The organism is Aeromonas sp. s13, from assembly GCF_040907905.1.
In the GTDB taxonomy this organism is placed as follows: domain Bacteria; phylum Pseudomonadota; class Gammaproteobacteria; order Enterobacterales; family Aeromonadaceae; genus Aeromonas; species Aeromonas veronii.
In genome coordinates, this window is sequence record NZ_JBFOCS010000067.1 from 103,362 (window position 1) to 125,465 (window position 22,104).

General features: G+C 59.4%; 19 protein-coding genes. 9 read left to right on the top strand and 10 right to left on the bottom strand.

Annotated features, from left to right (window positions below):
- Positions 1–83: 83 nt before the first annotated feature.
- Positions 84–1,235 carry a murein transglycosylase A gene (gene mltA / locus AB5Y82_RS13300; protein ID WP_019445143.1) on the bottom strand — a complete coding sequence of 384 codons (1,152 nt, stop codon included), beginning with the start codon at positions 1,233–1,235 and terminating at the stop codon, positions 84–86.
- A gap of 150 nt (positions 1,236–1,385) precedes the next feature.
- Between mltA and AB5Y82_RS13305 the strand changes: the two genes are divergently transcribed.
- Positions 1,386–1,637, top strand: a complete 252-nt coding sequence (locus tag AB5Y82_RS13305) for a DUF1289 domain-containing protein (RefSeq protein WP_042053709.1) — start codon at positions 1,386–1,388, stop codon at positions 1,635–1,637.
- A 108-nt stretch (positions 1,638–1,745) separates the two neighbouring features.
- On the opposite strand, the gene fruA is transcribed toward AB5Y82_RS13305, so the two are convergent.
- The 3 genes from fruA to fruB are packed head-to-tail and all read right to left on the bottom strand — an operon-like array spanning position 1,746 to position 5,583.
- Positions 1,746–3,482: a PTS fructose transporter subunit IIBC gene (gene fruA / locus AB5Y82_RS13310; protein WP_368174076.1), complete on the bottom strand. Its 1,737-nt coding sequence runs from the start codon at positions 3,480–3,482 to the stop codon at positions 1,746–1,748.
- Positions 3,479–4,468, bottom strand: coding sequence for a 1-phosphofructokinase (gene pfkB / locus AB5Y82_RS13315; RefSeq protein ID WP_111900914.1), 990 nt, complete (start codon positions 4,466–4,468; stop codon positions 3,479–3,481). Before pfkB ends, fruA begins: the two co-directional genes overlap by 4 nt.
- Positions 4,468–5,583 (bottom strand): fused PTS fructose transporter subunit IIA/HPr protein, encoded by a 1,116-nt coding sequence (gene fruB, locus AB5Y82_RS13320; protein WP_368174077.1) that lies wholly within the window; start codon positions 5,581–5,583, stop codon positions 4,468–4,470. Before fruB ends, pfkB begins: the two co-directional genes overlap by 1 nt.
- Before the next feature lie 307 nt (positions 5,584–5,890).
- On the opposite strand from fruB, the gene cra reads away from it, so the two are divergent.
- From cra to AB5Y82_RS13345, 5 genes are all read left to right on the top strand, one after another.
- Positions 5,891–6,877, top strand: coding sequence for a catabolite repressor/activator (cra, locus tag AB5Y82_RS13325; protein WP_162632583.1), 987 nt, complete (start codon positions 5,891–5,893; stop codon positions 6,875–6,877).
- Between the two features lie 638 nt (positions 6,878–7,515).
- Positions 7,516–8,709 (top strand): aromatic amino acid transport family protein, encoded by a 1,194-nt coding sequence (locus AB5Y82_RS13330; RefSeq protein WP_368174078.1) that lies wholly within the window; start codon positions 7,516–7,518, stop codon positions 8,707–8,709.
- A gap of 251 nt (positions 8,710–8,960) precedes the next feature.
- Positions 8,961–9,518, top strand: a complete 558-nt coding sequence (locus AB5Y82_RS13335; RefSeq protein ID WP_111900917.1) for a hypothetical protein — start codon at positions 8,961–8,963, stop codon at positions 9,516–9,518.
- A gap of 223 nt (positions 9,519–9,741) precedes the next feature.
- Positions 9,742–10,128 (top strand): MAPEG family protein, encoded by a 387-nt coding sequence (locus AB5Y82_RS13340; protein ID WP_111900918.1) that lies wholly within the window; start codon positions 9,742–9,744, stop codon positions 10,126–10,128.
- A 116-nt stretch (positions 10,129–10,244) separates the two neighbouring features.
- Positions 10,245–10,895 carry a hypothetical protein gene (locus AB5Y82_RS13345; protein WP_111900919.1) on the top strand — a complete coding sequence of 217 codons (651 nt, stop codon included), beginning with the start codon at positions 10,245–10,247 and terminating at the stop codon, positions 10,893–10,895.
- Positions 10,896–11,013: 118 nt separating this feature from the next.
- Here AB5Y82_RS13345 and AB5Y82_RS13350 read toward each other — a convergent pair whose 3' ends face one another.
- The gene (locus AB5Y82_RS13350) at positions 11,014–12,414 is read right to left on the bottom strand and encodes a DEAD/DEAH box helicase (protein WP_111900920.1); all 1,401 of its coding nucleotides are present in this window, start codon (positions 12,412–12,414) and stop codon (positions 11,014–11,016) included.
- Between the two features lie 348 nt (positions 12,415–12,762).
- Between AB5Y82_RS13350 and AB5Y82_RS13355 the strand changes: the two genes are divergently transcribed.
- Positions 12,763–13,593 (top strand): ABC transporter substrate-binding protein, encoded by an 831-nt coding sequence (locus AB5Y82_RS13355; protein ID WP_111900921.1) that lies wholly within the window; start codon positions 12,763–12,765, stop codon positions 13,591–13,593.
- Between the two features lie 111 nt (positions 13,594–13,704).
- Here AB5Y82_RS13355 and aroC read toward each other — a convergent pair whose 3' ends face one another.
- Positions 13,705–14,793 (bottom strand): chorismate synthase, encoded by a 1,089-nt coding sequence (aroC, locus tag AB5Y82_RS13360; protein ID WP_005345334.1) that lies wholly within the window; start codon positions 14,791–14,793, stop codon positions 13,705–13,707.
- Positions 14,794–14,805: 12 nt separating this feature from the next.
- A complete protein-coding gene (prmB, locus tag AB5Y82_RS13365; protein ID WP_005360393.1) occupies positions 14,806–15,741 on the bottom strand; it encodes a 50S ribosomal protein L3 N(5)-glutamine methyltransferase in 936 nt (311 codons plus the stop codon).
- An 82-nt stretch (positions 15,742–15,823) separates the two neighbouring features.
- Here prmB and smrB point away from each other — a divergent pair, with 82 nt between their 5' ends.
- Both smrB and AB5Y82_RS13375 read left to right on the top strand, forming a co-directional pair.
- Positions 15,824–16,348: an endonuclease SmrB gene (gene smrB / locus AB5Y82_RS13370; RefSeq protein WP_005333198.1), complete on the top strand. Its 525-nt coding sequence runs from the start codon at positions 15,824–15,826 to the stop codon at positions 16,346–16,348.
- Between the two features lie 57 nt (positions 16,349–16,405).
- A complete protein-coding gene (locus AB5Y82_RS13375) occupies positions 16,406–17,701 on the top strand; it encodes a diguanylate cyclase (RefSeq protein WP_368174079.1) in 1,296 nt (431 codons plus the stop codon).
- A gap of 127 nt (positions 17,702–17,828) precedes the next feature.
- Here AB5Y82_RS13375 and AB5Y82_RS13380 read toward each other — a convergent pair whose 3' ends face one another.
- The 3 genes from AB5Y82_RS13380 to AB5Y82_RS13390 all read right to left on the bottom strand — a co-directional run bounded on the left by AB5Y82_RS13380 (position 17,829) and on the right by AB5Y82_RS13390 (position 22,017).
- Positions 17,829–18,431: a histidine phosphatase family protein gene (locus tag AB5Y82_RS13380; RefSeq protein WP_368174080.1), complete on the bottom strand. Its 603-nt coding sequence runs from the start codon at positions 18,429–18,431 to the stop codon at positions 17,829–17,831.
- A gap of 586 nt (positions 18,432–19,017) precedes the next feature.
- Positions 19,018–20,490, bottom strand: a complete 1,473-nt coding sequence (locus AB5Y82_RS13385) for a chitinase (protein WP_368174081.1) — start codon at positions 20,488–20,490, stop codon at positions 19,018–19,020.
- Positions 20,491–20,796: 306 nt separating this feature from the next.
- The gene (locus AB5Y82_RS13390) at positions 20,797–22,017 is read right to left on the bottom strand and encodes a methyltransferase (protein WP_368174082.1); all 1,221 of its coding nucleotides are present in this window, start codon (positions 22,015–22,017) and stop codon (positions 20,797–20,799) included.
- Positions 22,018–22,104: the final 87 nt, after the last annotated feature.

A 22,104-nucleotide genomic window follows, 5' to 3' on the forward strand; every position in this document is an offset into this window, starting at 1 on the left:
CAATCCGGCGGCTTTTTTTGTCTCTTCATCTTTGCTCGGGTTTGCTCGGGCGCCCGATTACAGACGCCCAAAGCCTCAGAGGATTACAACCAGGGGGCGGCAGTCGGTCCGTGGTGCAGGCCAAGCTTCCAGACCCGGCCGAAGTGCTTGTAGTGACCGGCAGCGACACCGGCCTTCTCACCCATACCGTGGTAGAGATCGAGGTGCCCCTTCTTCACCGCCCCGCCCACATCCAGCGCAATCAACAGCCGCAGCTGGTGCTTGCCGGTCCAGTTGCCCTCTTTGTCGAGCAAGGGAACTTCAGCGAGGATCGGGGTACCCATCGGCAGCAAGGTCTTGTCGGCGGCAACGGCCGCCAGCGGCAGCAGCGGGATACCGGCGGCGCCGATCACATCATTGGTGGGTCGACGCTCGAAGAAGACATAGGAGGGGTTCTGCTCCACCAGCTCCTTGACGCTCTCCTCCGGCTGTCGGTTGGCCCACTCCTTGATGGCCTTCATCGACATCTGCTCTTTAGGCACTTCGCCGCGGTCGATCAAGACCCGGCCGATACTGACGTAACCGTGGCCGTTCTTGCCGCTGTAGCCTAGATATTGCAGCCGATCGTCATCCCCGTAGTGGACAAAGCCCGAGCCCTGCACATCCATCAGGAAGTTGTCGATAAGGGATTTGCTGTAACCCAGCTCCAGCCCGCGGTTGGCCAAGGCCCCCTGATGGATCTCGGCCCGGGTCGGACAGCGACCGCCACATTTGGGCATGGCATAGATGGGATATTTGTACTTGGCATCCGGGCGGTGGCGCACTTCCAGCACCGGCGAGTAGTAACCGGTAAAGAGCACGTTACCCATGCGATCGGCGCCGCCCAGCTGAGCGAGGCTGATACCGTAACGGGTGATGTCGGCAGGGTTGCCACCGCCCGCGACCCAGCGGGAGAGCTGGTGATAGAGCTCGCCATAACGGCGGGTCATCTTGCCGGAGCGCTCCAATACCAGTCTGCTTTGCGGGCCAAATTTGCTGTAGTCGGCACGCGCACGGCTATTGACCCGCTCCACCCTCACCAGATCCTCAGGCAAGGTTCCGTCCAGATACTGCTTGCCCAGATTTTCCGGCACCTCGCAGTTAAGAAAGCATCTGTTGTCGGTCTGTTTTTTGGGCACTTCTGCTTTGTCAGAGTTGCCCGCACAACCGGCCAGTCCCAGCACTGCGGCGGTCAGCCAGTACGCGTGTTTGTTCATATGTCCTCATATAACACCAAGAGCCATGCTCGGCGGGGAAGATGCCAAATTTGCAGGGGGAAAGCAAACGACATCAATCACTTGAAGCAGGATTTCTCCAAAGGGGATCCGCTGGGTTATAACAAGGTGACAGGATGTGCGAGGTGATGGATGGAACAGCTCGAAATATTCCCGCTACAGAGCCCCTGCATCGGGGTCTGCGAAGTGAACAACAAAGGCTACTGCAAGGGGTGCCTGCGCAATCGCGAAGAGCGTTTCAACTGGCTCACCATGACCCCTGCCCAGCAACAAGAGGTGATGCGCCTGTGCCGCAACCGCAAGGCGCGGGTCGACGCCGCCCGCCGCAAGGCACAGGAAGGCGCTCCCAGTGAACTGCAAGCACAGCCCGGCTGGGATTTTTAAACTCAGCCTACCTGCAATCCCCACCTCACAACTCACCTATATCACCGGCAAAACAAAAAGCGGCACGCAGGCCGCTTTGGGTTATGACGTGTTGTCGGGTGGCAAAGCTTATGCCGTGGCCAATTTGGCCTGCTCTTCACCGCGCTTGAGCATGGCGTAGGAGACACCGGTCAGCAGCGAGCCTGCCGCAATCGCCACGATATACATCATGACGTTGCTGATGGCATGCGGGATAAAGAGCACGAACAGACCGCCGTGGGGTGCCATCAGCTCGCAGCCGAACAGCATGGAGAGCGCACCGGTCAGGGCGCCACCAACCATACAGGCCGGGATGACGCGCATCGGATCCTTGGCGGCAAACGGAATGGCCCCCTCGGAGATAAAGCACAGACCCAGTACGAAGGATGCTTTGCCCGCTTCCTGCTCCGCCTTGATGAACTTGGTGCGGGCCAAGAAGGTCGCGATCCCCATCCCCAGTGCCGGCACCATACCAGCGGCCATCACGGCAGCCATCGGGGCGTAGGTTTTGGAGGCCAGCAGGCCGACACCGAAGGCGTAAGCCGCCTTGTTGACCGGGCCGCCCATGTCAAAGCACATCATGGCACCGATGATGACACCCAGCAGCACGGCGTTGGCAGAGCCCATGTTGTTGAGGAACTCGGTCATGGCATTCATGATGCCGGCCACCGGGCCACCCACCACGTAGATCATCACCAGGCCGGTAAAGAGGCTGGCAAACAGCGGAATGATCAGGATCGGCTTGAGCGCTTCCAGGGTAGTCGGCAGGCGCACCTTGTCACTCAGGTATTTGGCGCTGTAACCGGCCAGGAAACCGGCCACGATGCCGCCAAGGAAACCGGCTCCCAGCGAGCTTGCCAGCATACCGCCGATCATGCCGGGAGCGAGACCCGGGCGGTCAGCGATGGAGTAGGCAATGTAACCGGCCAGCACCGGGATCATCAGGGCGAAAGCGGAGCCACCACCGATCTTCATCAGGGCGGCGGCCAGAGTGCCTTCCACCTTGAACGCTTCGATACCGAACACGAACGAGAGCGCGATGATAAGACCGCCCGCCACCACCATCGGCAGCATAAAGGAGACCCCGGTCAGCAGGTGCTTGTAGGGGCCAGCTTTTTCCTCTTTCTTGGGCTGGCTGGCGCCGCTGTGGCGATAGGTTTTCGCCTCGGTCCACGCCTTGTCCAGCTCGGCGCGGGTTTTCTTTAGCGCCGCACCGGTACTGGTACGGTAGACCGGCTTGCCGTCGAAACGGGCCATGTCCACCTCGATATCGGTGGCGAGGAACACCAGATCGGCGGCGGCAATCTCCTCGACGGTCAGGGCATTCTGGGCACCGACCGAGCCTTGGGTCTCAACGCGGATCTGATAACCCAGCTGTTTGGCCATGGTCTCCAGCGCTTCTGCCGACATAAAGGTGTGGGCCACACCGGTCGGACAGGCGGTCACCGCCACAATACGCTTGCCAGCGGCGGCCGGTTTGGCGGCAGCATTGGCAACGGCGGAGGCGGCTTGATGACGATAGACACTGGCGCCGCTGCTGGCTGCCTCCAGCAAGGCGGCCGGATCCTGCAGGGCGAGATCCATGCTGCCCTGATAGACCCGTTTGCCATCATAGGCGGCGAGATCCACCGGAGCGCTGGTGACGACCAGCACCAGCTCGGCCGCGGCAATCTGCTCTTTTGAGGGGATCTGGCGCGGTTGCACACTGGAGCCGACGTCGAGGGTGAGTTCCCAGCCAGCCTGTTTGGCCTGCTGTTCTATCCGTTTTGCAGCGAGAAAGCTGGTAGCAATGCCCGCCGGGCAAGCCGTAACCAAGATTGCTTTCATTGGGCATCTCCTGAGTTTTCCATTGAGGGGGTATTGCACTGAACCGGTGCCAGCGCATCCAGACGCTCTACGCGCACCTGTTCAAGTAAGGGGTTGAGCACATTGATATCGTCAAAGCCGACCGCCACCTGACTGACCGCCAAGGCCGAGACGGCGGTGGCCAGCCGCAGGGTCTGCTCCGGCGCCCAGCCAAGGCTCAGACCATGGGCGAGACCGGCGACCAGCGAATCGCCGGCACCCACGGTGCTGACCACCTGCATCCGCGGCGGAATCGCCTGCCAGACGGCATCCGGGGCAAACCAGATGAGGCCATCGGCGCCGTTGGAGATCACCACGTTGGGGATCCCGCTGGCCTGCAGCGCGCGGGCACACTCGGCCTGCTCGCTCAGCGTCTTGATGGGGCGGCCCGCCCACTGGCCGAGCTCCTCCAGATTGGGTTTGACCAGGGTCGGCGCCGCCTTGATCCCTTCGCTTAAGGCCGCACCGCTGCAATCGAAGATCACCTGCTTGCCCTTGGCCTTGAGCAGGCGGATCAGATGGGCGCAGTAATCGGGGGCTACCCCTTTGGGCAAGCTGCCCGCCAGCACAAACCAGGCGGCGTGAGGGGCCAATTGGTCGATGGCCTGCTCCAGCGCGCTCACCTCCCCTTGCTGGATGGTGAGCCCCGGCAGGTTGAGATCGGTGACCCGACCGGACTGCTCGGAGATCTTGACGTTGATGCGGGTACTGCCCGCGACACGGACAAAGTGATCATCCAGCGCCCGCTCTGCAAACAGGGAGACAAAGCTCTGCGCATTGTCAGCGCCCAGCCAGCCGGTGACGCCTACCTCGCGGCCCAAATCTTTGAGCACCATGGCGACGTTGATCCCCTTGCCCGCCGCACGCAGGTTGGCCTCGCTCACCAGATTGACCTCGCCAAGGCTCATCGCCTCGAGACGGGTGGTGAGATCAAGGGCGGGGTTGAGGGTAATGGTGAAAATCTTCATCAATGCGCCCCCTCGCCCAGACCAGCGGCGATCGCCTCACCGATCCCCTTGAGAGCCGCTTCGGCATCTGCCCCTTCGGCGCGAAATGCCAGACGGTGACCGCACTTGACGCCAAGGCCGATCACCTTCATCAGGCTCTTGGCGGAGACCGCCTCGCCGCTGCCATCCAGATTGGCAACCCGGATGTCGGATGCAAACTCTTTGGCCACCTTGACCAGCATGGCGCCCGGACGGGCATGCAGGCCGTGGGGGTTGATGATGGTGAAGGTTTCGGAAAGACCGCTCGCGGGGCCCGCCTGCAACATGGCCAGCCCCTCGCTGCCCGCCAGCGTCGCCAGCTGACCGGCGGCCGCCAGTTTGGCCAGATTCTCCAGTTGCGGCAGATGGCCGCTATCTGCGGCGCACAGCAGCAGCATGGCGTTGACCGGCAGCTCCCCTGCGCGAAGTTCGCTGCTCGGGGTGGCCAGCACCCAGCCAGTCTGGGCCGATGCTGTTTGCTGAACATTGGCGCGGGCCAGCCAGACGCCCTCGCCCAGATAGGCAGGGTCGCTTGCCAGCAGTGCGCTTACCATGGCGGCATCGCCCCAACCGGCGGATTTGGCGCGGGCAGCGGCGCCCAGCAGCAGCTGGTCGCGATCATCGGCCGGGAAGTCGGCCAGGGTCAGGTATTGCACCTCTTTGGCGGCAGTGGCGCCGGTCAGGATATTGATGATGGTGTCGGCGTCGGTGGCCTCTTTAAGCTGGGCTGCCGCCTGCTCGTCACCCAGCACATGGGTGAGCTGGCGCAAGATGCCCAGATGCTCGTCCGACTTGGCGGCGATACCGATGGCGACATAGGCAATCTGCCCCTCGTCCCACTCGATGCCATTGGGGAACTGGGCCACCATGACGCCGGTGATCTTCACCAGATGACGGGTGTCAGTGGTGCCGTGGGGAATGGCGATGCCGCTGCCAAGGTAGGTGGCATGCTGCGCTTCACGGGCCAGCATGCCATCGACATAGCCCGCCTCCACCAGACCGGCCTCGGTCAGTTTGCCTGCCAACAGGGCAATCGCCTCGGCCTTGGTCGCCACCGACTGTCCCAGCAAGATCTGCTCTCGCACCAACTTCAACATAGCCACTCTCCATCAGATCCCGGCATCGCCGGGTCAACACAATTGAACATTCGGTTTGCCTGCCAGCTGACGATAGTCGGGATACCTCGAAATGTGATCCTGACCGGGTTTTACCATCCTGCTCTGCATCTCTGCGAAGCGGTGCTGCTGACAAGCTGAATCGTTTCACTTACACTCAGACTGAATCGTTTCAGCGAATTGATCAAGTACCCACAAAGAGCGGTTTTCAATGATATGATCCCGCGCACACTTTTCGGTGCCCTTACCAGGCAGTGCCCGTGGGCCTAGCAACTCAAACAGAGCCAATATGATGAAACTGGATGAAATCGCCGCCCTCGCCGGTGTCTCGCGCACCACGGCCAGCTATGTGATCAACGGCAAGGCCGACCAATACCGCATCAGTCAGGCCACCCGCGACAAGGTGATGGCCGTCGTCACCGCCCACAACTACCAGCCGGACAGCCGCGCCGCCTCCCTGCGCGGCGGCCAGACCAAAACCCTCGGCTTTATCCTGCCCGACCTTGAGAACGCCAGTTACGCCAAGCTGGCCAAACGGCTGGAACAGGGGGCGCGGTCGCAGGGCTATCAGCTGCTCATCGTCTGCTCGGAAGATGATCCTGCCACCGAAAAAGAGCTGGCCCAGATGCTGGTGAGCCGCCATGTGGATGCCCTGCTGGTGGCCAGCTGCCTGCCGCCGGATGATCCCTTCTATGGCAACCAGCAAGCACAAGGGGTGCAGATCCTCGCTATCGACCGGAGCATGGCGGCCGATCGTTTCGTCACCGTCGCCAGTGAAAATGAGAAGGCGAGCCATGACCTCACCGCCTCCCTGCTCACCCCGGCCATTCGCCATATCGCCTTGATCACCGCACTGCCTGCACTCACGATCAGTCAGGAGCGAAAAGCGGGCTTCGAGCAGGCCATCGCCAGCCACAGTGCGACCTGCCACCTCTGTGAAGGGGCCCACTTCTCGCGCACCGAGGGGTATCGCCTGATCAAACATCTGCACCAGCAGCTGGGCCAGTTGCCCGAGGCGCTGATCACCACCTCCTACATCCTGATGGAGGGGGTACTGGACTACCTGCTGGAACAAGAGACCGATATGAGCCAGCTCGCCATGGCCACCTTCGGCGACGATCGGCTGCTCGACTTCCTCCCCTTTGGCATCAACTCCCTGCCCCAGCAGCACGACGCGCTGGCGAGCCAAGCGCTGGAGCTGGCACTCAAGGCGGTCAATGGCGACTACCAGAGCGGGCTGCACTATGTAAGCCGCACCCTCAAGCGGCGTCGCTAAGCCGCCTGCGGCAATCGCTCACAACCGCACAGGCTGCCGGCACAAACTGCCTGCATGAGCAGCCAGAACTGACAGCCTGTGCAGCTTCTTTTCTCAACGCCCACCTTTGCACGCGTCTGTTTGGCCAGCGGAAGATCGGCCAACCGGCCGACAGGGCTTGCTATCCCAGCTCAGGGCCCGTTTATCGGCCCATCGGCTCGCTATAAATTAAATTTATGGCTTTTGACCATATGACCCTATTTTTACTTATGCCGAGCCATCCGGGCCGCTAGCGCCCCCTTTTGCCCTCTGTCGCCCCTTCCAGACGCCTGTAGCAACCCCCTCCGATCCCGAGGGCCGGTTCAAGCGGATTGGCATCGCCCCCTCAAGGCGCACATTTTTTCGGCGCATAGCGCTGAGTGTCATTTTTTATTTCCACTTAAATGCCTTCAACAGCACAAGATCCGCTTTTTAGGGGTTGTCTCCGCTATTTCAATCCGTTAACGTGGCAACCATCTTTTACAACCGACAGGTTTCAGGTACAGATGTTTCCACGCCGATATTGCTAGCCTCCGGCTTTTCCCCCGGAGGCGCCTCCCGACACAGCCAACTGGCTCTCTCTTGTTTGCAACATCTCCGCTCACTTTCGGATGGATAACATGAACACCAAGACTCTGGGTTGTACCCTGTTGATTGCCGGCACCACCATAGGCGCCGGTATGCTGGCCCTGCCGCTGGCTTCCTCGTCCCTCGGTGGCCCCGCCACCCTGCTGCTGATGATTGGCCTGTGGGCCCTGATGGCCTTTACCGCCATGCTGCAGGTGGAGGCCAGCCTCAATACCGGCAAGTGGTACCTGCACCAGCTGGCGGATCACCTGCTCGGCCCCTGGGGCAAGCGCATCGCCTCCTTCTGCATCCTGATGCTGTTCTACGCCCTCGCCTCCGCCTACATCAGCGGTGGCAGCAGCCTGCTGGCACAGGCGCTGGCCGATGCCGGCATCACTCTGAGCCAGGAGCAGGCCGCCTGGGCCTTTACCCTGCTGTTTGGCGGCATGGTCTGTGTCGGTACCCGATCGGTGGATTACCTCAACCGGCTGATGTTCACCGTCAAACTGGTGATCATGGTGGTGGTGCTGGCGTTGCTGCTACCACGCACCGAAGGGCAGCATCTGCTCTCGATGCCGCTGGGTCAGGGCCTGTTGCTGGCGGGCCTGCCGGTCATCTTCACCTCGTTCGGCTTTCACGGCTCCATTCCGAGCGTGATGCTCTACCTCGGTGACTGCCCCAAGCAGTTGCGTCGGGTCTTTGTCTGGGGCTCAGCCCTGCCGCTGATCCTCTACGTGCTGTGGCAGGTGGCGATCCTCGGTCTGCTCGGCCAGCAAGCCCTGCTGCAAACCGGCGGCGCGCTGGACAGCCTGCTGGCCAACGTCGGCAAGCTGGTGAGCTGGCCTGCGTTTAATCAGGCGATGCACCTGTTTGCCGATCTGGCACTCGCCACCTCCTTCCTCGGGGTAACGCTGGGGCTGTTCGACTTTATGGCCAAGGCAACCCGCCGCAAGGACAACTGGCAGGGCCGCACTCAGACTGGCCTCATCACCTTCGTGCCGCCATTGCTGTTTGCCCTCTACTTCCCGCAGGGCTTTATCATGGCGCTCGGTTACGCCGCCATTGCTCTGGCCATCCTCGCGGTACTGCTGCCGGTGGCGCTGGTATGGCAGAGCCGCAAACAGGCGCCAGCCCACCACTACCGCGCCCCGGGTGGCGTAGTGGCGCTGGGAGTGGCCGCCGCCATGGGCATACTGATTGTCGGCGTACAGATCAGCGTCAGTATGGGGCTGCTGCCTGCGCTGTAATCCAGATACTGAATGCCCCAATAGCCAAGCCCCGCCAATTAACTTGACGGGGCTTTTTGTTGGAAAAGAAATCAAGTTGGATACAGGCATCCGCCATTAATTAAGAGTGCGACCCTTACCAAACAAACACCCAAACCTTCGGCTATATACCGACCTTTTTACTACCCAACCCTGAATAATCAGTTCAAAAACCGTTCATGCCCCTTCGCTACACTGCCTGCTCGTTTATCGCTATCAGGAGTTTGAAAACAATGATGTTGCACCTCAAGAAGAGCACCCTTGCCCTCGTCCTGCTTGCCGCCAGCGGCGCACTTAGCGCCGCCGAAATCGCCAACAACAATATTACCGAGGCGGAGATCAAGGCCGCGCAGGATGGTTGGGGCGCGGCGCTCATCAAGATCAGCGATGACTATCGCGTCGGTGGGATTGAGCGCGCCAAGGCGACTGCCGAGTCGGTGCTCGACAGCGCTTATGGCTACCAGCAGGGGCCGGTGCTGTTCAAGCCGACCCTTGCCGGTGGCGAGCAGACCTTTCGCACCAACCGCGAGGGGGCGCTGGCCTACTTTGTCGGCAACAACAGCGCCTACCCCACCGACAAAGGGTTCGCCCTGAAAAACTGGCAGAGCTATCGCTATGACAACGCCGCCGTCTATATCAACGGCGACATGGCGCTGACCATGGGCAAGGTTCATCTGGTGGATCGCGATAACAAGGAGACCACGGTCGACAAGACCTGGGGTTTCAAGAAGGGGGATGATGGCAAGGTGCGCATCGTGCTGCACCACTCCTCCCTCCCTTATGAGGGGTAATGACGGGGCCCTGCTCTGCCCACCATCAATATGATCAAAAAACAGCCCTGCCACCTCGGCAGGGCTGTTTTTTTGCGCCTGCGCTTGGCAGATGGCGAGTGAGTGGATGACGGTCGTGCTAAGGCAGTTTGCTGCTACCCTCAAGGCAAGCCATTGAGATGCCGAGAATATCGCGTCTCTCAACACCAGCCACTCGATATCATCACACAAGGAGCCAGATACCATGACCATACTGCCTGTTTACGCGGCCCTGCTTGCGCTGCTTTTTGTGTTGCTGAGCATTCGTACCATTCGCACCCGCCATAGCCGCAAGGTGGCACTCGGCCATGGCGATGATCCCGCCATGCTGCGGGCCATGCGGGTACACGCCAACTTTGCCGAGTATGTCCCCCTCGCCCTGCTGCTGGTCTATTTCGTTGAAACCGGCAGCCATGCCCCCTGGCTGGTTCATTTGCTGGGGAGTGCCTTGCTGCTTGGTCGCCTCTGCCACGCCTTTGGCATGAGCCGCACGCCGGAGAACTTCCGTTATCGGGTGGCGGGAATGGGGCTGACCTTCACAGTGATCCTGGTGAGCGCTGCCCATATCCTGATCACGGCGCTGCCCCCCTGACCCGGCCGTCACGAATAGCTGGCGAAGCGGTCTGGCAGCCATCCCAATCGGCTATTCTTCACTGCACAGATAGTCGCAACAGTTCTGCTTAAACAAGCCCGATTCAGGAGTGCGATATGAAGTGGATTGGCTGGTTACTGCTTGTCGGGCTGACTCCCGTTGCCCACGCAACCCCGCTAAAGCTGGCGGCAGCGGTCGAACACACTGCGATATTGCGCCCTTTTATTCATGACTGGTTTGGCCGGGCCGGCATCGACTTTCAGTTGATCCCCTGCACCTATGCCCGCTGCGAAAAGTTGATTGAGGCAGACCATGCCGTCGATGGCGATATGGCCCGGATCAAGGGCTTTGATCAGACCTATCCCCACTTGCTGCAGATCGGTGCCCCCATCTCGGAGGCGGCGATTTATGGTCAGGCACGGGATAACCCGAGCTGGCCCCCTGCCGAGGGTACCGTGATTGGCTGCCTGCGTGGCATCCAGTGGTGCGAGCGCTTCCTCGGCAACTATCAGGTCATCTGGTTGAACGATGAGAAGCAGGGGCTTGCCCAACTGCATCGAGGCAAAGTGGACTGGCTCATCAAGATGCGCCCCGCCTCTCAACCTTCACTGGCGTCCCCCTGGCAGAAGATCACCAAAGAGCAGGTCTTTCTCTATCTCGATAAAAAGCACCGCGCGGAAATTGCAGCCCTGCTCAAGGTACAGCTGGCGTTTATCAATAACGGCCGCTGGCTGGCGATGCAAAAGCAGTACCTCTCCGCCATCTAGCACTGCTCTCGCAGCACCACACAGTGCCGATTGCATGGCCGAAAAAACAAAAAGCCCTGCCAGATTGGCAGGGCTTTTCAGTCAACCGCATAGCTGGGGAGTCAAGCTCCCGAGCCGCTTACTGGTTGTGGGTAGAGCGACGTGGACGACGGGCCTGAGCCGGTTTGCCTGCACCATCAGCCGGACGCTGACCACCTTGCGGCTTGGGCTTGCCACCGTTACCGGTACGCGCACCACCCGCATTGCCATTGGAGGCGGAACGACCGGCCCCCTGACGCTGGCCTTGACCTTGCGGACGCGGCGTACGGCGCTGCTCGCTCGGATCGCGGGGCTCTTTGCGCAGCGGCGCGCCGATACCACGGGCGATATTGTCCAGGGTCTCGCGGGAGGCTTCGAAACCGGCCACCTGCTCGCACGGAATGTTCTGCTTGGTCAGACGCTCGATGGCCTTGATAAGCTTGCCTTCATCTGCAGCCACCAGCGAGATGGCGTGACCGGCAGCACCGGCACGGCCGGTACGACCGATGCGGTGCACGTAATCTTCCGCCACGTTCGGCAACTCGAAGTTGACCACTTGCGGCAACTTGTCGATGTCCAGACCACGGGCGGCGATGTCGGTCGCCACCAGCACCTTGACGCTACCATCCTTGAAACCGGCCAGCGCGCGAGTACGGGCACCCTGGCTCTTGTTACCGTGGATGGCGGCGGCGCTGACGCCGTTCTTGTCGAGGGTCTCGGCAACACGGTTGGCCATGTGCTTGGTACGGGTGAACACCAGTACCTGCTGCCAGTTGTTGCTGGTGACCAGATGACTCAGCAGGGCAATCTTGTTGGCCTTGTCGCACGGGTGCACCAGCTGCTCGATACGCTCGGCAGTGCTGTTGCGCGGGGCGACTTCAATGACAGCCGGGTTATCCAGCAGACCAGTGGCCAGTTCGCGGATCTCGTCGGCGAAAGTGGCGGAGAACAGCAGGTTCTGGCGCTTCTTCGGCATCAGGGCCAGGATGCGGCGGATGTCGCGGATAAAGCCCATGTCGAGCATGCGGTCCGCTTCGTCCAGTACCAGGATCTCCACTTCGTCGAACTTGACGGCGTTCTGGTTGTAGAGATCCATCAGGCGGCCAGGACAGGCCACCAGCACGTCCAGACCACGGCGAGTAGCCATCATCTGCGGATTGATGCTGACGCCGCCGAAGACAACATGGCTGCGCATCGGCAGGTGTTTGCCGTAGTTACGTACACTCTCGCCCACCTGGGCGGCCAGCTCGCGAGTCGGGGTCAGCACCAGCGCACGAATGCGGTTCGGAGACACCTTGCGCTTGCTCTCCATCAGACGTTGCAGCATCGGCAGGGTAAAGCCTGCGGTCTTGCCGGTCCCTGTTTGGGCCGCCGCCATCAGATCGCGGCCAGCCAGAACGGCGGGGATCGCTTGCTGCTGAATGGGAGACGGGGTGTCGTAGCCTTGTTCGGCAACGGCACGCAACAAGGGTTCGGCCAGACCGAGGGAAGTAAAACTCATAATTACCTGCTAGAGATAGGGGCGCCGGGGATTTGTGGTGGGGCTCCTCTGCTGAGCCGATGCCATCTCACAAGATCTGGGCCTATTGAGAAAACAACGATTTCCCCGGGGAGCAGAGCAAAGGGGAAAGAATAGAGGCGCAGTCTAACGGAGTTGCCCGGGATAAACGAGAAAAATGTGATGCTCCTCCCAGCACGAACAGAAAATCCCCCTCCTGCCCCCCGAATAATCCCGTTGATTGATGTAGCACGCACCACACTATTAACTGGCAACACAATATCTACCCTCGCAGGCATGACTCGCGGGGCAAAAGCACGGGATAGAAGAACACAATAACGAGGTTTAGCTATGACCACGCCATATCGTCCCCGCGGCAGTTGGCAGGCAAGGATTGGCCTGCTGCTTCTGCTGCTAAGCCCTGCGCTGCAGGCCAGTCAGACTCTGACCGTGGCCTGGAGTCACTGGCCCCCCTTCAGCCAAATCAACAACCGGGGTGAGCTGGATGGGCTGGATGTCAGTCTGACCCGCCAGATCCTCACCCAGGCGGGCTTTGCCCCCAAGTTTCGCGAACTTCCCTGGGCGCGGGCACTGCATCTGGTAGAGCATGACCAGCTGGATGTGGCGATGGCCGCCCTCCCCCTGCCGGAGCGCCAGAGCTATGCCCGCTTCTCGACCCCCTACCGCCAGAGTGCCTATGTGCTGCTGAGCAATGACCCGATTCCCGGCCATCAGGATCGCTGGGCGCAGCTCGATAATCTGCCCGCGCTGTGCAACGAGAAAGGACTCAAGATAGGCAAGTTGCGCGGCACCCGCCCCATGCATCAGATGGATAGCTGCCCGGCGCTTAAAATGGCGACCGAATACAACGCCGATGAGCGGATGCTCGATCTGCTGCTGGCCCGCCGCCTCGATGGCATCATCATGGAGTGGCAATATGCCCGCTACCGGCTGGCCCAGCTGGGGGCCGAAGAGTTTATCAGCTGCCAACTGTTGCTACACCACCAGCCGGTCAGTCTGATGTTTGCCAAAAACAGCGTGAGCGAAGAACAGATCCTCAAAGTCAACGAGGCCATTCATGCCTTGCCCAAATCCCACAACAAGTTCTCGCCCCCCAAGTGTCGCCTCAATGCCGATCCGGGCGCCGCAGATCTGCTGACCCGCACCCTCCGCAAGCATTGACGGGATAAGCCGCCACCTGAAATAGCAAAGGCGACCCGAAGGTCGCCTTTTTGGTATTGTCGAACTTGTTCCCCGAACAGGGAACGCTCAGTCGATAAGCAGCAACAGGGATCAGCGCAGCTGCGGGGTATGGGTCAACACCCCCTGATTCTGGGCGCGATGGCGCAGCAGGTGATCCATCAATACCAGTGCCAGCATGGCTTCGGCGATGGGCACGGCGCGGATGCCGACGCAAGGGTCGTGACGACCCTTGGTGATCATCTCGATAGCCTCACCTTCGGTATTGATGGTCTTGCCCGGCACAGTGATGCTGGAAGTCGGTTTGAGCGCCATGCTCACCACGATATCCTGACCTGACGAAATACCGCCCAGAATGCCGCCCGCATGGTTGCTGGCAAAGCCCGCCGGGGTCATCTCGTCGCGATGCTCGGAGCCTTTTTGCTCCACTACCGCAAAGCCGTCACCGATCTCCACCCCTTTCACCGCATTGATGCCCATCATGGCATGGGCAATGTCGGCGTCGAGACGATCAAACACCGGCTCACCAAGGCCCACCGGCACATTACTAGCAATGACCTGCACCTTGGCACCGATACTGTTGCCCTCTTTTTTCAGGTCGCGCATGTATTGATCCAGTTCTTCCAGCTTGCCCGCATCGGGGAAGAAGAAGGGATTCTGCTCGATCTGCGCCGCGTCAAACGCCTCGGCCTTGATGGGGCCGAGCTGGGAGAGAAAACCGGTGATCTCGATGCCATGCACCTGTTTGAGGTACTTCTTGGCAATGGCCCCCGCTGCTACCCGCATCGCGGTTTCGCGGGCGGAGGAGCGACCACCGCCGCGATAGTCCCGCTGACCATACTTCTGGTGGTAGGTGTAGTCAGCGTGACCCGGCCGGAACAGATCCTTGATGTCGGAGTAATCCTTGGAGCGCTGATCGGTATTCTCGATGAGCAGCCCGATGGAGGTGCCGGTGGTCTTGCCCTCGAACACCCCGGAGAGGATCTTCACCTCGTCCGGCTCGCGGCGCGGCGTGGTGTAGCGGGAAGTGCCCGGCTTGCGCCGATCCAGATCCCCCTGCAGATCCGCCTCGCTGATCTCCAGCCCAGGCGGGCAGCCATCAACCACGGCGCCCAGCGCCAGGCCGTGGCTCTCGCCAAAGGTGGTGACCCGAAAGAGTTGACCAAAACTGTTCCCTGCCATGCGCGCTCCTGCTTAGTTCTTGTAGATGGCGAAATGATCCTGATACTGCACCAGCTCGTCACGGGTCATCACAAAGACGCCGTGACCGCCGTTTTCGAATTCAACCCAGGTAAAGGGGATCTCGGGGAACTGGGCTTCCAGATGGATCATGCTGTTGCCCACTTCGACCACCAGCACGCCGTTATCCTTGAGGAAATCTGCCGCATGGGCCAGCAGACGCTTGGTCAGCTTGAGACCATCGGAGCCGGACGCCAGCGCCAGCTCGGGCTCGTGACGGAACTCGTCCGGCAGATCCGACATATCTTCGGAGTCCACATAGGGCGGATTGGAGACGATGAGATCGTACTTGTCGCCCGCCGGCAGATCGCGGAACAGATCGGAGCGGATCGGAATGACCTGCTGCTCCAGCCCGTGATCGTTGATATTGCGCTCGGCCACGTTCAGCGCATCGATGCTGATGTCGATGGCATCCACTTCCGCTTCTGGGAACTCGTGGGCCATGATGATGGCGATACAGCCGGAGCCGGTGCACAGGTCCATGATCCGGGTCGGTTCATGTTTGAGGAAGGGCGCGAAACGGTTGGCAACCATCTCGGCGATGGGAGAACGGGGAATGAGCACCCGCTCGTCCACGTAGAACTCCCAACCGGCATACCAGGCCTTGTTGGTCAGATAGGCGGCCGGTACCCGCTCCTGTACACGGCGGATAATCAGCTCGGCGATGCGGTGACGCTCGCTGCTGGTGAGACGGGAGTGGCGCATGGCCGGGTCTACATCCGGTGGCAGATGTAACGCGGGCAGTACCAGCTGCACAGCTTCATCCCAGGCGTTGTCGGTTCCATGACCGTAAAAAATCCCGGCGTCGTTGAAACGACTCATGGCCCAACGCAACATGTCCTGGATGGTGTGCATCTCGGCAACCACCTCATCGATAAATATCTTGTCCAAATCCACCTCCAAGTCGAGTAATATCCGGCCCGAGCCCCGTTTACCTGACGGGCAAGACGCATACCTAATACATGAGCATCTGATGAAAAAAACGCCCTCACCGACAGACGAGGAAACCCTGCTGTTCCGCGATGCGATAAAAGGTACCCGGAAAATCAAGCAAGATACCATAAGGGCCGAGTTACGCCCGGTCAAGCAGAAACGCGAATTGCGCGAAACCCGCGAAAAGCTTGGGGTTGACCACTATTTCAGCGATGAGTATCAGCCCCATCTCGACGACGATGGGCCGACCCGTTACGTGCGGGAAGATGTGTCAAAATTTGAGCTGAAAAAGCTCAAGCGGGGCATTTATCCGCCGGAGATCTATCTCGATCTGCACGGCATGAATCAGCAGCAGGCAAAACAAGAGCTGGCCGCCCTGCTCACCCTCTGCCAGAAAGAGAACATTCACGTCGCCTCGGTGATGCACGGCATCGGCAAACATATTCTCAAGCAGCGCATTCCCAGCTGGCTGGCCCAGCACCCCAATGTGCGCGCCTTCCATCAGGCTCCCCGCGAATGGGGCGGCGACAGCGCCATTCTGGTGTTGCTGGATATCGAAGAGTAGTTAGCCAAACGACCACACTATACTGAATATCAATATGTTATTCGCCGTGGAGGTCGCATGTTTACACAGGGTTCCCATGCCGACATAAAGTCATCTCTCGACGCCATCGGCGCTGCCGTAGCGGTGTTCAGCCTCGACAAAGATGATCACTTTGTGCTGGTCTCTGCCAACGATACCTTTGCCAAGGCGTTCGAGCTGGATGTCCTTGGCAGCATTGGCAAACAGCTGAGCGAGATGTTTCCCCGCTACATCACCAATACCATCGAGCCGCCAATGCACGATTGTGTGCGCATGCAGACCGGGCTCGAGAGCGAGCTGCCCATCGACAGCCTCTCGCGTACCAGTTGGTGGCGCTTTATTCTCTCCCCCATCATCCCCGAGCAGGCACGGATCAACCGGATCATCGTGACCGCCATCGACATCACCGCCAGGATGCAGCTGGAAGAGGCGCTCACCACCAGTCGCCGTCGCTTCGAGGCAGTGGTCAACTCCGCCTATGACGGCATCATCAGTGTCAGCAGCGAGTCACGCATCGAGCTTATCAACACCGCCGCCTGCGAGATGTTCGGCATCGACGAAAGCTATCTCGGCAAGCGACTGGAAACCCTGCTGCCACAGCGTTTTCGCGCCAATCACGAAACCTATTTCAAAGCCTTCAGCAGCTCCCCCATCAATTCGCGCCCGATGCATGCCCGCGCCTCGGTGATGGGTCTGCGCCGCTACGGCAGCGAATTTCCGCTGGAGGTGACCATCGCCAAGATCAATCTGGGCCCGACCACCGAGATGACCGCCATCTTGCGGGATATCTCGGAGCGAGCCCGACTGGTGGAGGAGTTGAAGGTCGCCGCCACCACGGATCCCCTGACCGGCATTGCCAATCGGCGCCGCTTCAACGAGCTGGTCAACGCCGAGATGCAGCGCTGCCAGCGTTTCGGCCATACCATGAGCCTGCTGCTGATCGATATCGACCACTTCAAGGAAGTCAACGACACCTTTGGCCATCAGCAGGGAGATCTGGCGATCCTGAGTCTGGTGAAACGGATCAGCAAACAGCTGCGGGAGGTGGACATGCTGGGTCGCTGGGGTGGCGAGGAGTTTATCGTACTGCTACCGGAAACCTCCCTCGAGCTCGCCTGGGCCAGCGCCGAGCGGATCAGGCTAGCCATCGAATCCCAGCACCATGCACTGGACGGGGCTCTTGAGATCTCCCTCACCATCAGTATCGGGATCAGCGCCAGCAAGGGCAGCCATGACACTGTAGAGAAGATGGTTAGACGAGCCGACACCGCCCTCTATTTGGCCAAGAAACAGGGGCGCAACTGCTGCCGCAAAGAGGAACCGGAGCCGACCTGATGGCGCACGCCCCTGCCCTCTGGTGACACTGCTAACCTTTGCCTGCAGAGATAACCAACCGCAACGTACACAAAAAGCAGCGCTACTCTCTTCGGTAGCGCTTTTTTTCGTCCTGCTTTTGGTGGACTCAACCATCAAGGGGACGGCTAAAGCGCAGTGGGTCACCATCAGCCAGAGAGAGCCTCACCGACAGCATGCCGCCGTTGGGCAATTGCCACTCAAAGAAGTCATCAAAACCGGCCATCGTTACGGCGCGGATCACCTTGGCGACCACACCGTGCGCCACCAGCAGTATCCGCTCCCCTTGCATGGTCGAAGCAAGTTCCGTGAGTCCCTGCGAGACCTGGGCAATCACCTCATCAATGGTTTCACCACCGGGAGGAGCTTCAGCCCAGCGCCGGGTGATATTGCGCGCCCACAGTTCGGGATAGCGATCCCTCGCTTCTGCCTGCGTCAGCCCTTCAAACAGGCCGACATCCCGTTCACGAAAGGCCGGCACAAGTTCCACAGGCAATCCCAACTGACGAGACAAGATGGTAGCACTCTCCCTTGTTCGAAGCAGAGGGGATGCCAGCAACCGATCGAACGGCTGCTCTGTCACAGCTACCTTCTCAGCCAGACAAGAGATCTGGCGCACGCCATCGTCATTGAGCCCGATATCCAGCGCGCCCTGATAACGCCCTTCCGCATTGGCCTGCGTCTCTGCATGGCGGATCACCACCAGTTCCATGGTGCACTCCTCTTTCCTACTATCTGCTTAGTGATTAAACCACATACGACTTCCCATTCAGATAACGAGACGACAATCCCCATTCATCTGCGCACCTTAACGATTCTTTAAAATCGAACAAGATTACCTCGCTCCCAGTGAAAATAATCTGCTGAACTACGCACACTCATCCGTAAACAAATAGATACATATGACTTTTACATCCAACATGTTCATTTCTCACTCCGTGAAATAAATAGCGAGCTGGGTGATACCATGAGTTGATAGATGGGAAGAATAAACACCCTCATCATAAATACGAGAAGGATAGCGTCATGGGTGTGCTCTGCGAACCCATCGTTTAGCAAAACATCACAAAACGTTTCTTGATATTACTAAGCCGCAAGGTTCAAACATTAAACCCGGCCATCAATAAATTTTGATATGGACCGTTTACGTCACTTTTAGCGGGAAATCAAAGTTGGCCGAAAAATACAGCTCCCCCTCCAGATTGATGGTTCTCTTTTTAATCACTACCACATATTATCCATACCATAAAAATATATAAAAAGGGGGCTAAGCCCCCCTCTCCTTATCAATGGATGGACTATCTCTTTAATTGGGTTGTCACCAACGCCCAGGGGCCACCTTTGGCGGGATCATCCCCTTGGGTCCACCATTTGGCCTGATAGACGGCGCCCTTGTAGCTCACCTTGCTGCCAGCGGTATAGACCTTGCTGGCATCCCAGGCAGGCTGACCATCAACAGGCGGATCAACCGGATCGACTGGGGCGGGATCGAGCTTGGCGACGATCCGCACTTTCGGCCAGTTGGCGTGGGAGCCGTAGAAGTTGGTCACGCACTTCTCGTAATCACCCGGCACCAGCGCAGAATAAGCGGTCTGAAAGCCCACCAGCTCGCACTCGAAGGAGTAACCACCCGGGCGATCCGGATAGTATTTCCAGTTGCCATCCCAGTTGGTGTAGAGCACGTCGGTAGCACCGTTGAGATTAAGGCTGCCATAGGGAGTCTGCTGCCAGCAGGTGTTCTTCTCATCCGCCTTGAGCGGGATCTGGTAGTGGTTGGCCAGCCCTTCCCAGTAGCGGATGCGATTGACAGGCTGCCCCTTTTCCTTGTTCTGCTCGCCGCACTCGATACCGCCGTTGATGACGTTGATGGTGGTACCAAAGCCGTAGCCGATACCGGCATCTACTTCCCGTTTGGAAGGTACCCAGGTGCGATCAATCACGTGCAGCATGGCCGGTTTTGGGGCCTGCGGGGTGAGGAAAAACCAGATGGCAGAAGCGAGGTTGAGCCAGGAGTCAGCCACCAGACCCGGGTTGTTGAGCAGCACGGAGGCATCGCCATCAAACATCGCCTCGGAGAAGGCACCGTAGTTGAAGTGGTAAGAAAGCTGCTTGGCGCCGCGGCCGAAATACCCCTGACCCGTGCTGCAGGGCCACTTCTTGTTCTGCCAGTCGTTCTGGCCGCAGCCTGTGGTATAGCCGGTCTGTCCCTCTGACCAGCCCATCTCCCGCACATGCACCAGCGCCTGCTGCCACTCCTCCAACCCCAGCGGGTTATCGGAGACGTTCTCCTTGGCAATATGGCCACCGGTCTCCTGAGAGAAGTGGGCAAAGGCGGTCACGATGGATTTTTTACAGATCGCATCAGAATCACGCCCGTCAGTATATTCGCCACAGAAGGCCGGGAATTTACCGATGGCTCGCAAGAAGCGGACATAAGTATATTCCGGCGCTGCCATCTGGGTTAAATATTCCCATTCAGATTGGGGAAATACCCGTTCAACCCGTTTTACGTTGTCAGGATTGCTTGCCAGACCCGGTTCAATGGCATCAACAATTTTATTGGACCGGGTGGCCAATGCCTTGGCCCATATTGCATACATGGGATTGGCCGTCTTGGCTTTTTCCATGGCAGCCAGATCTGGGGCCGCAATCACATATCCTCCCGCATTTTGCGGATCGGGTTGAATATTCATGGCTGCACTCATTGCGGCATAGCTTGGCAATGCGCAGGCGGCAGCGATCAGCCAGGCACAACGCTTGGATTTGAACATGTTTATCGTCCTTGTTTGAATTAATGCGTTCCAAGAGTAGGTGTTTCAACAACTAAATTCACGATGAGAATTAAGAAATAGGCAGAATTTGTGAGCCATTTCACCTTGTGATATTCAGTACAGCTGAAACAAAGAAAAAGAACCCAAACGAAAACTACATAGCGTGATCTGTCGCCCATTTTTAGAACAGTTGAGACGGCCAGATGACCTGCATACGGTCATTGTTCGTGATGAAAAAAATGGCTGACAGGCTCAAGCTGTCAGCCATCATCAATGTTCAAGAGAAATGCTCAAAATAGCCGGATGTCAGGCACGCACGGCACGGATCAGGATATTGCGCGGGGTCATGGGTTTGGCACAAAACTCCCCCACTTCGACCCGATAGCCCTGCTCTTGTAAAAAGAGCGCGCGATCCAGCGCCAGCCAGATCTCGAGGGGACGGCGAAACAGGTGGCGCACCAGCTCCATGCGGGCGACATCACCAAAGCGGCGCTCCCCGTGTTCCAACCAGGCGGGGTAGTCCAGCCCGGCGGGCAGCACAATCCCTTTGCGCTCTGCAGCCCAAACGCAGAATGCCTCGAAGGTGCCGGTCAGCAGGCTCTTTTGCATATTGGGCACCGGCAGATACTCATCCACCCCGCGCACCTGACGCTGCAGGCAGTCAAACCCGAGCCGCCACACCACTTCCTGCTCGCGCAGGCGGGCGATCCGCGCACCGCCAGTCACCGTCTCCTGTAGCGGCAACTTGAGATCCGCCTTGCTCAACACCAGCTCGCTGGCGCTGGCCGCGGCTGACAGCGGGCGATAGTGGCTGGTACGGATCAGGTGGTAACAACAGGGAGAGATGGTCACGCCGCTGGCACTGCGCTCGGCCACCCGCTCCAGCAGATGGGTGTGCAGCTCGCCGCAGGCATGGAGTGCCATAGCGTGATGTTCGGGGGCAATCAGCGCCGCCGACTTGGGGGCAAAGGCATCGGCGCAGGTAAAGGTCATATTGGCGCCATCCCGCTCGGCCAGCAGCCGACCTTCGTTACAAAGCTGCCCTTGCAACTCCAGACTGAGGATAGGAGCCTGTCGATGAAGTGACACCAGCCGCCCAAGATGCCCTTTGCCGGCACACCACTCCAGATAGGGGCCCTGATGGGCCGGCAAACAGGCGGTAAACGACTCGATCTGGGCCTTCTTGCGCCCCGGCATATGCAGCGCCATCTCCTTGCTGCAGGTGATGGGATCCGGGGTAAACGGGACAAGCTGGCTGAGTTGCTGCAGCTCGGCTCCCTCGGCAATCCAGGGGGCAAGCAGACTGCTGAGGGCGCCCATATCTGCATCGAGCTCTGCCAACTGGGTCTGCGTCAACCCATTGAGCAACGCCGCCAGTTCGGGCGCCTCATCGGCAAAGGCCATGGTCAGATGATGATATGGCTGATACTGCCACCAGCGTCGGTAGCGGGTGAGCAGTCGATCCAGGTGTTGAAAACGTTGAGCCAGCACGAATGCCCCTGCCTTGCAGTCAAAAAGGAGGCTCATTCTAGCGATCCCGCTTCAAATTGCACTCTCAATACCAAACGATCAGCGCCGCGCAACAGCACAGCCAACCTTGTGAGCCAGGGCAGA

Coding starts and splice junctions, on each gene's coding strand:
- AB5Y82_RS13330 (WP_368174078.1), top strand. CDS start 7,516: ATGAACACCAAGACTCTGGGTTGTACCCTGTTGATTGCCGGCACCACC.
- mltA (WP_019445143.1), bottom strand. CDS start 1,235: ATGAACAAACACGCGTACTGGCTGACCGCCGCAGTGCTGGGACTGGCC.
- AB5Y82_RS13350 (WP_111900920.1), bottom strand. CDS start 12,414: ATGAGTTTTACTTCCCTCGGTCTGGCCGAACCCTTGTTGCGTGCCGTT.
- AB5Y82_RS13385 (WP_368174081.1), bottom strand. CDS start 20,490: ATGTTCAAATCCAAGCGTTGTGCCTGGCTGATCGCTGCCGCCTGCGCA.
- AB5Y82_RS13340 (WP_111900918.1), top strand. CDS start 9,742: ATGACCATACTGCCTGTTTACGCGGCCCTGCTTGCGCTGCTTTTTGTG.
- aroC (WP_005345334.1), bottom strand. CDS start 14,793: ATGGCAGGGAACAGTTTTGGTCAACTCTTTCGGGTCACCACCTTTGGC.
- AB5Y82_RS13380 (WP_368174080.1), bottom strand. CDS start 18,431: ATGGAACTGGTGGTGATCCGCCATGCAGAGACGCAGGCCAATGCGGAA.
- cra (WP_162632583.1), top strand. CDS start 5,891: ATGATGAAACTGGATGAAATCGCCGCCCTCGCCGGTGTCTCGCGCACC.
- pfkB (WP_111900914.1), bottom strand. CDS start 4,468: ATGAAGATTTTCACCATTACCCTCAACCCCGCCCTTGATCTCACCACC.
- AB5Y82_RS13390 (WP_368174082.1), bottom strand. CDS start 22,017: ATGAGCCTCCTTTTTGACTGCAAGGCAGGGGCATTCGTGCTGGCTCAA.
- AB5Y82_RS13345 (WP_111900919.1), top strand. CDS start 10,245: ATGAAGTGGATTGGCTGGTTACTGCTTGTCGGGCTGACTCCCGTTGCC.
- AB5Y82_RS13305 (WP_042053709.1), top strand. CDS start 1,386: ATGGAACAGCTCGAAATATTCCCGCTACAGAGCCCCTGCATCGGGGTC.
- smrB (WP_005333198.1), top strand. CDS start 15,824: ATGAAAAAAACGCCCTCACCGACAGACGAGGAAACCCTGCTGTTCCGC.
- AB5Y82_RS13335 (WP_111900917.1), top strand. CDS start 8,961: ATGATGTTGCACCTCAAGAAGAGCACCCTTGCCCTCGTCCTGCTTGCC.
- AB5Y82_RS13375 (WP_368174079.1), top strand. CDS start 16,406: ATGTTTACACAGGGTTCCCATGCCGACATAAAGTCATCTCTCGACGCC.
- AB5Y82_RS13355 (WP_111900921.1), top strand. CDS start 12,763: ATGACCACGCCATATCGTCCCCGCGGCAGTTGGCAGGCAAGGATTGGC.
- fruA (WP_368174076.1), bottom strand. CDS start 3,482: ATGAAAGCAATCTTGGTTACGGCTTGCCCGGCGGGCATTGCTACCAGC.
- fruB (WP_368174077.1), bottom strand. CDS start 5,583: ATGTTGAAGTTGGTGCGAGAGCAGATCTTGCTGGGACAGTCGGTGGCG.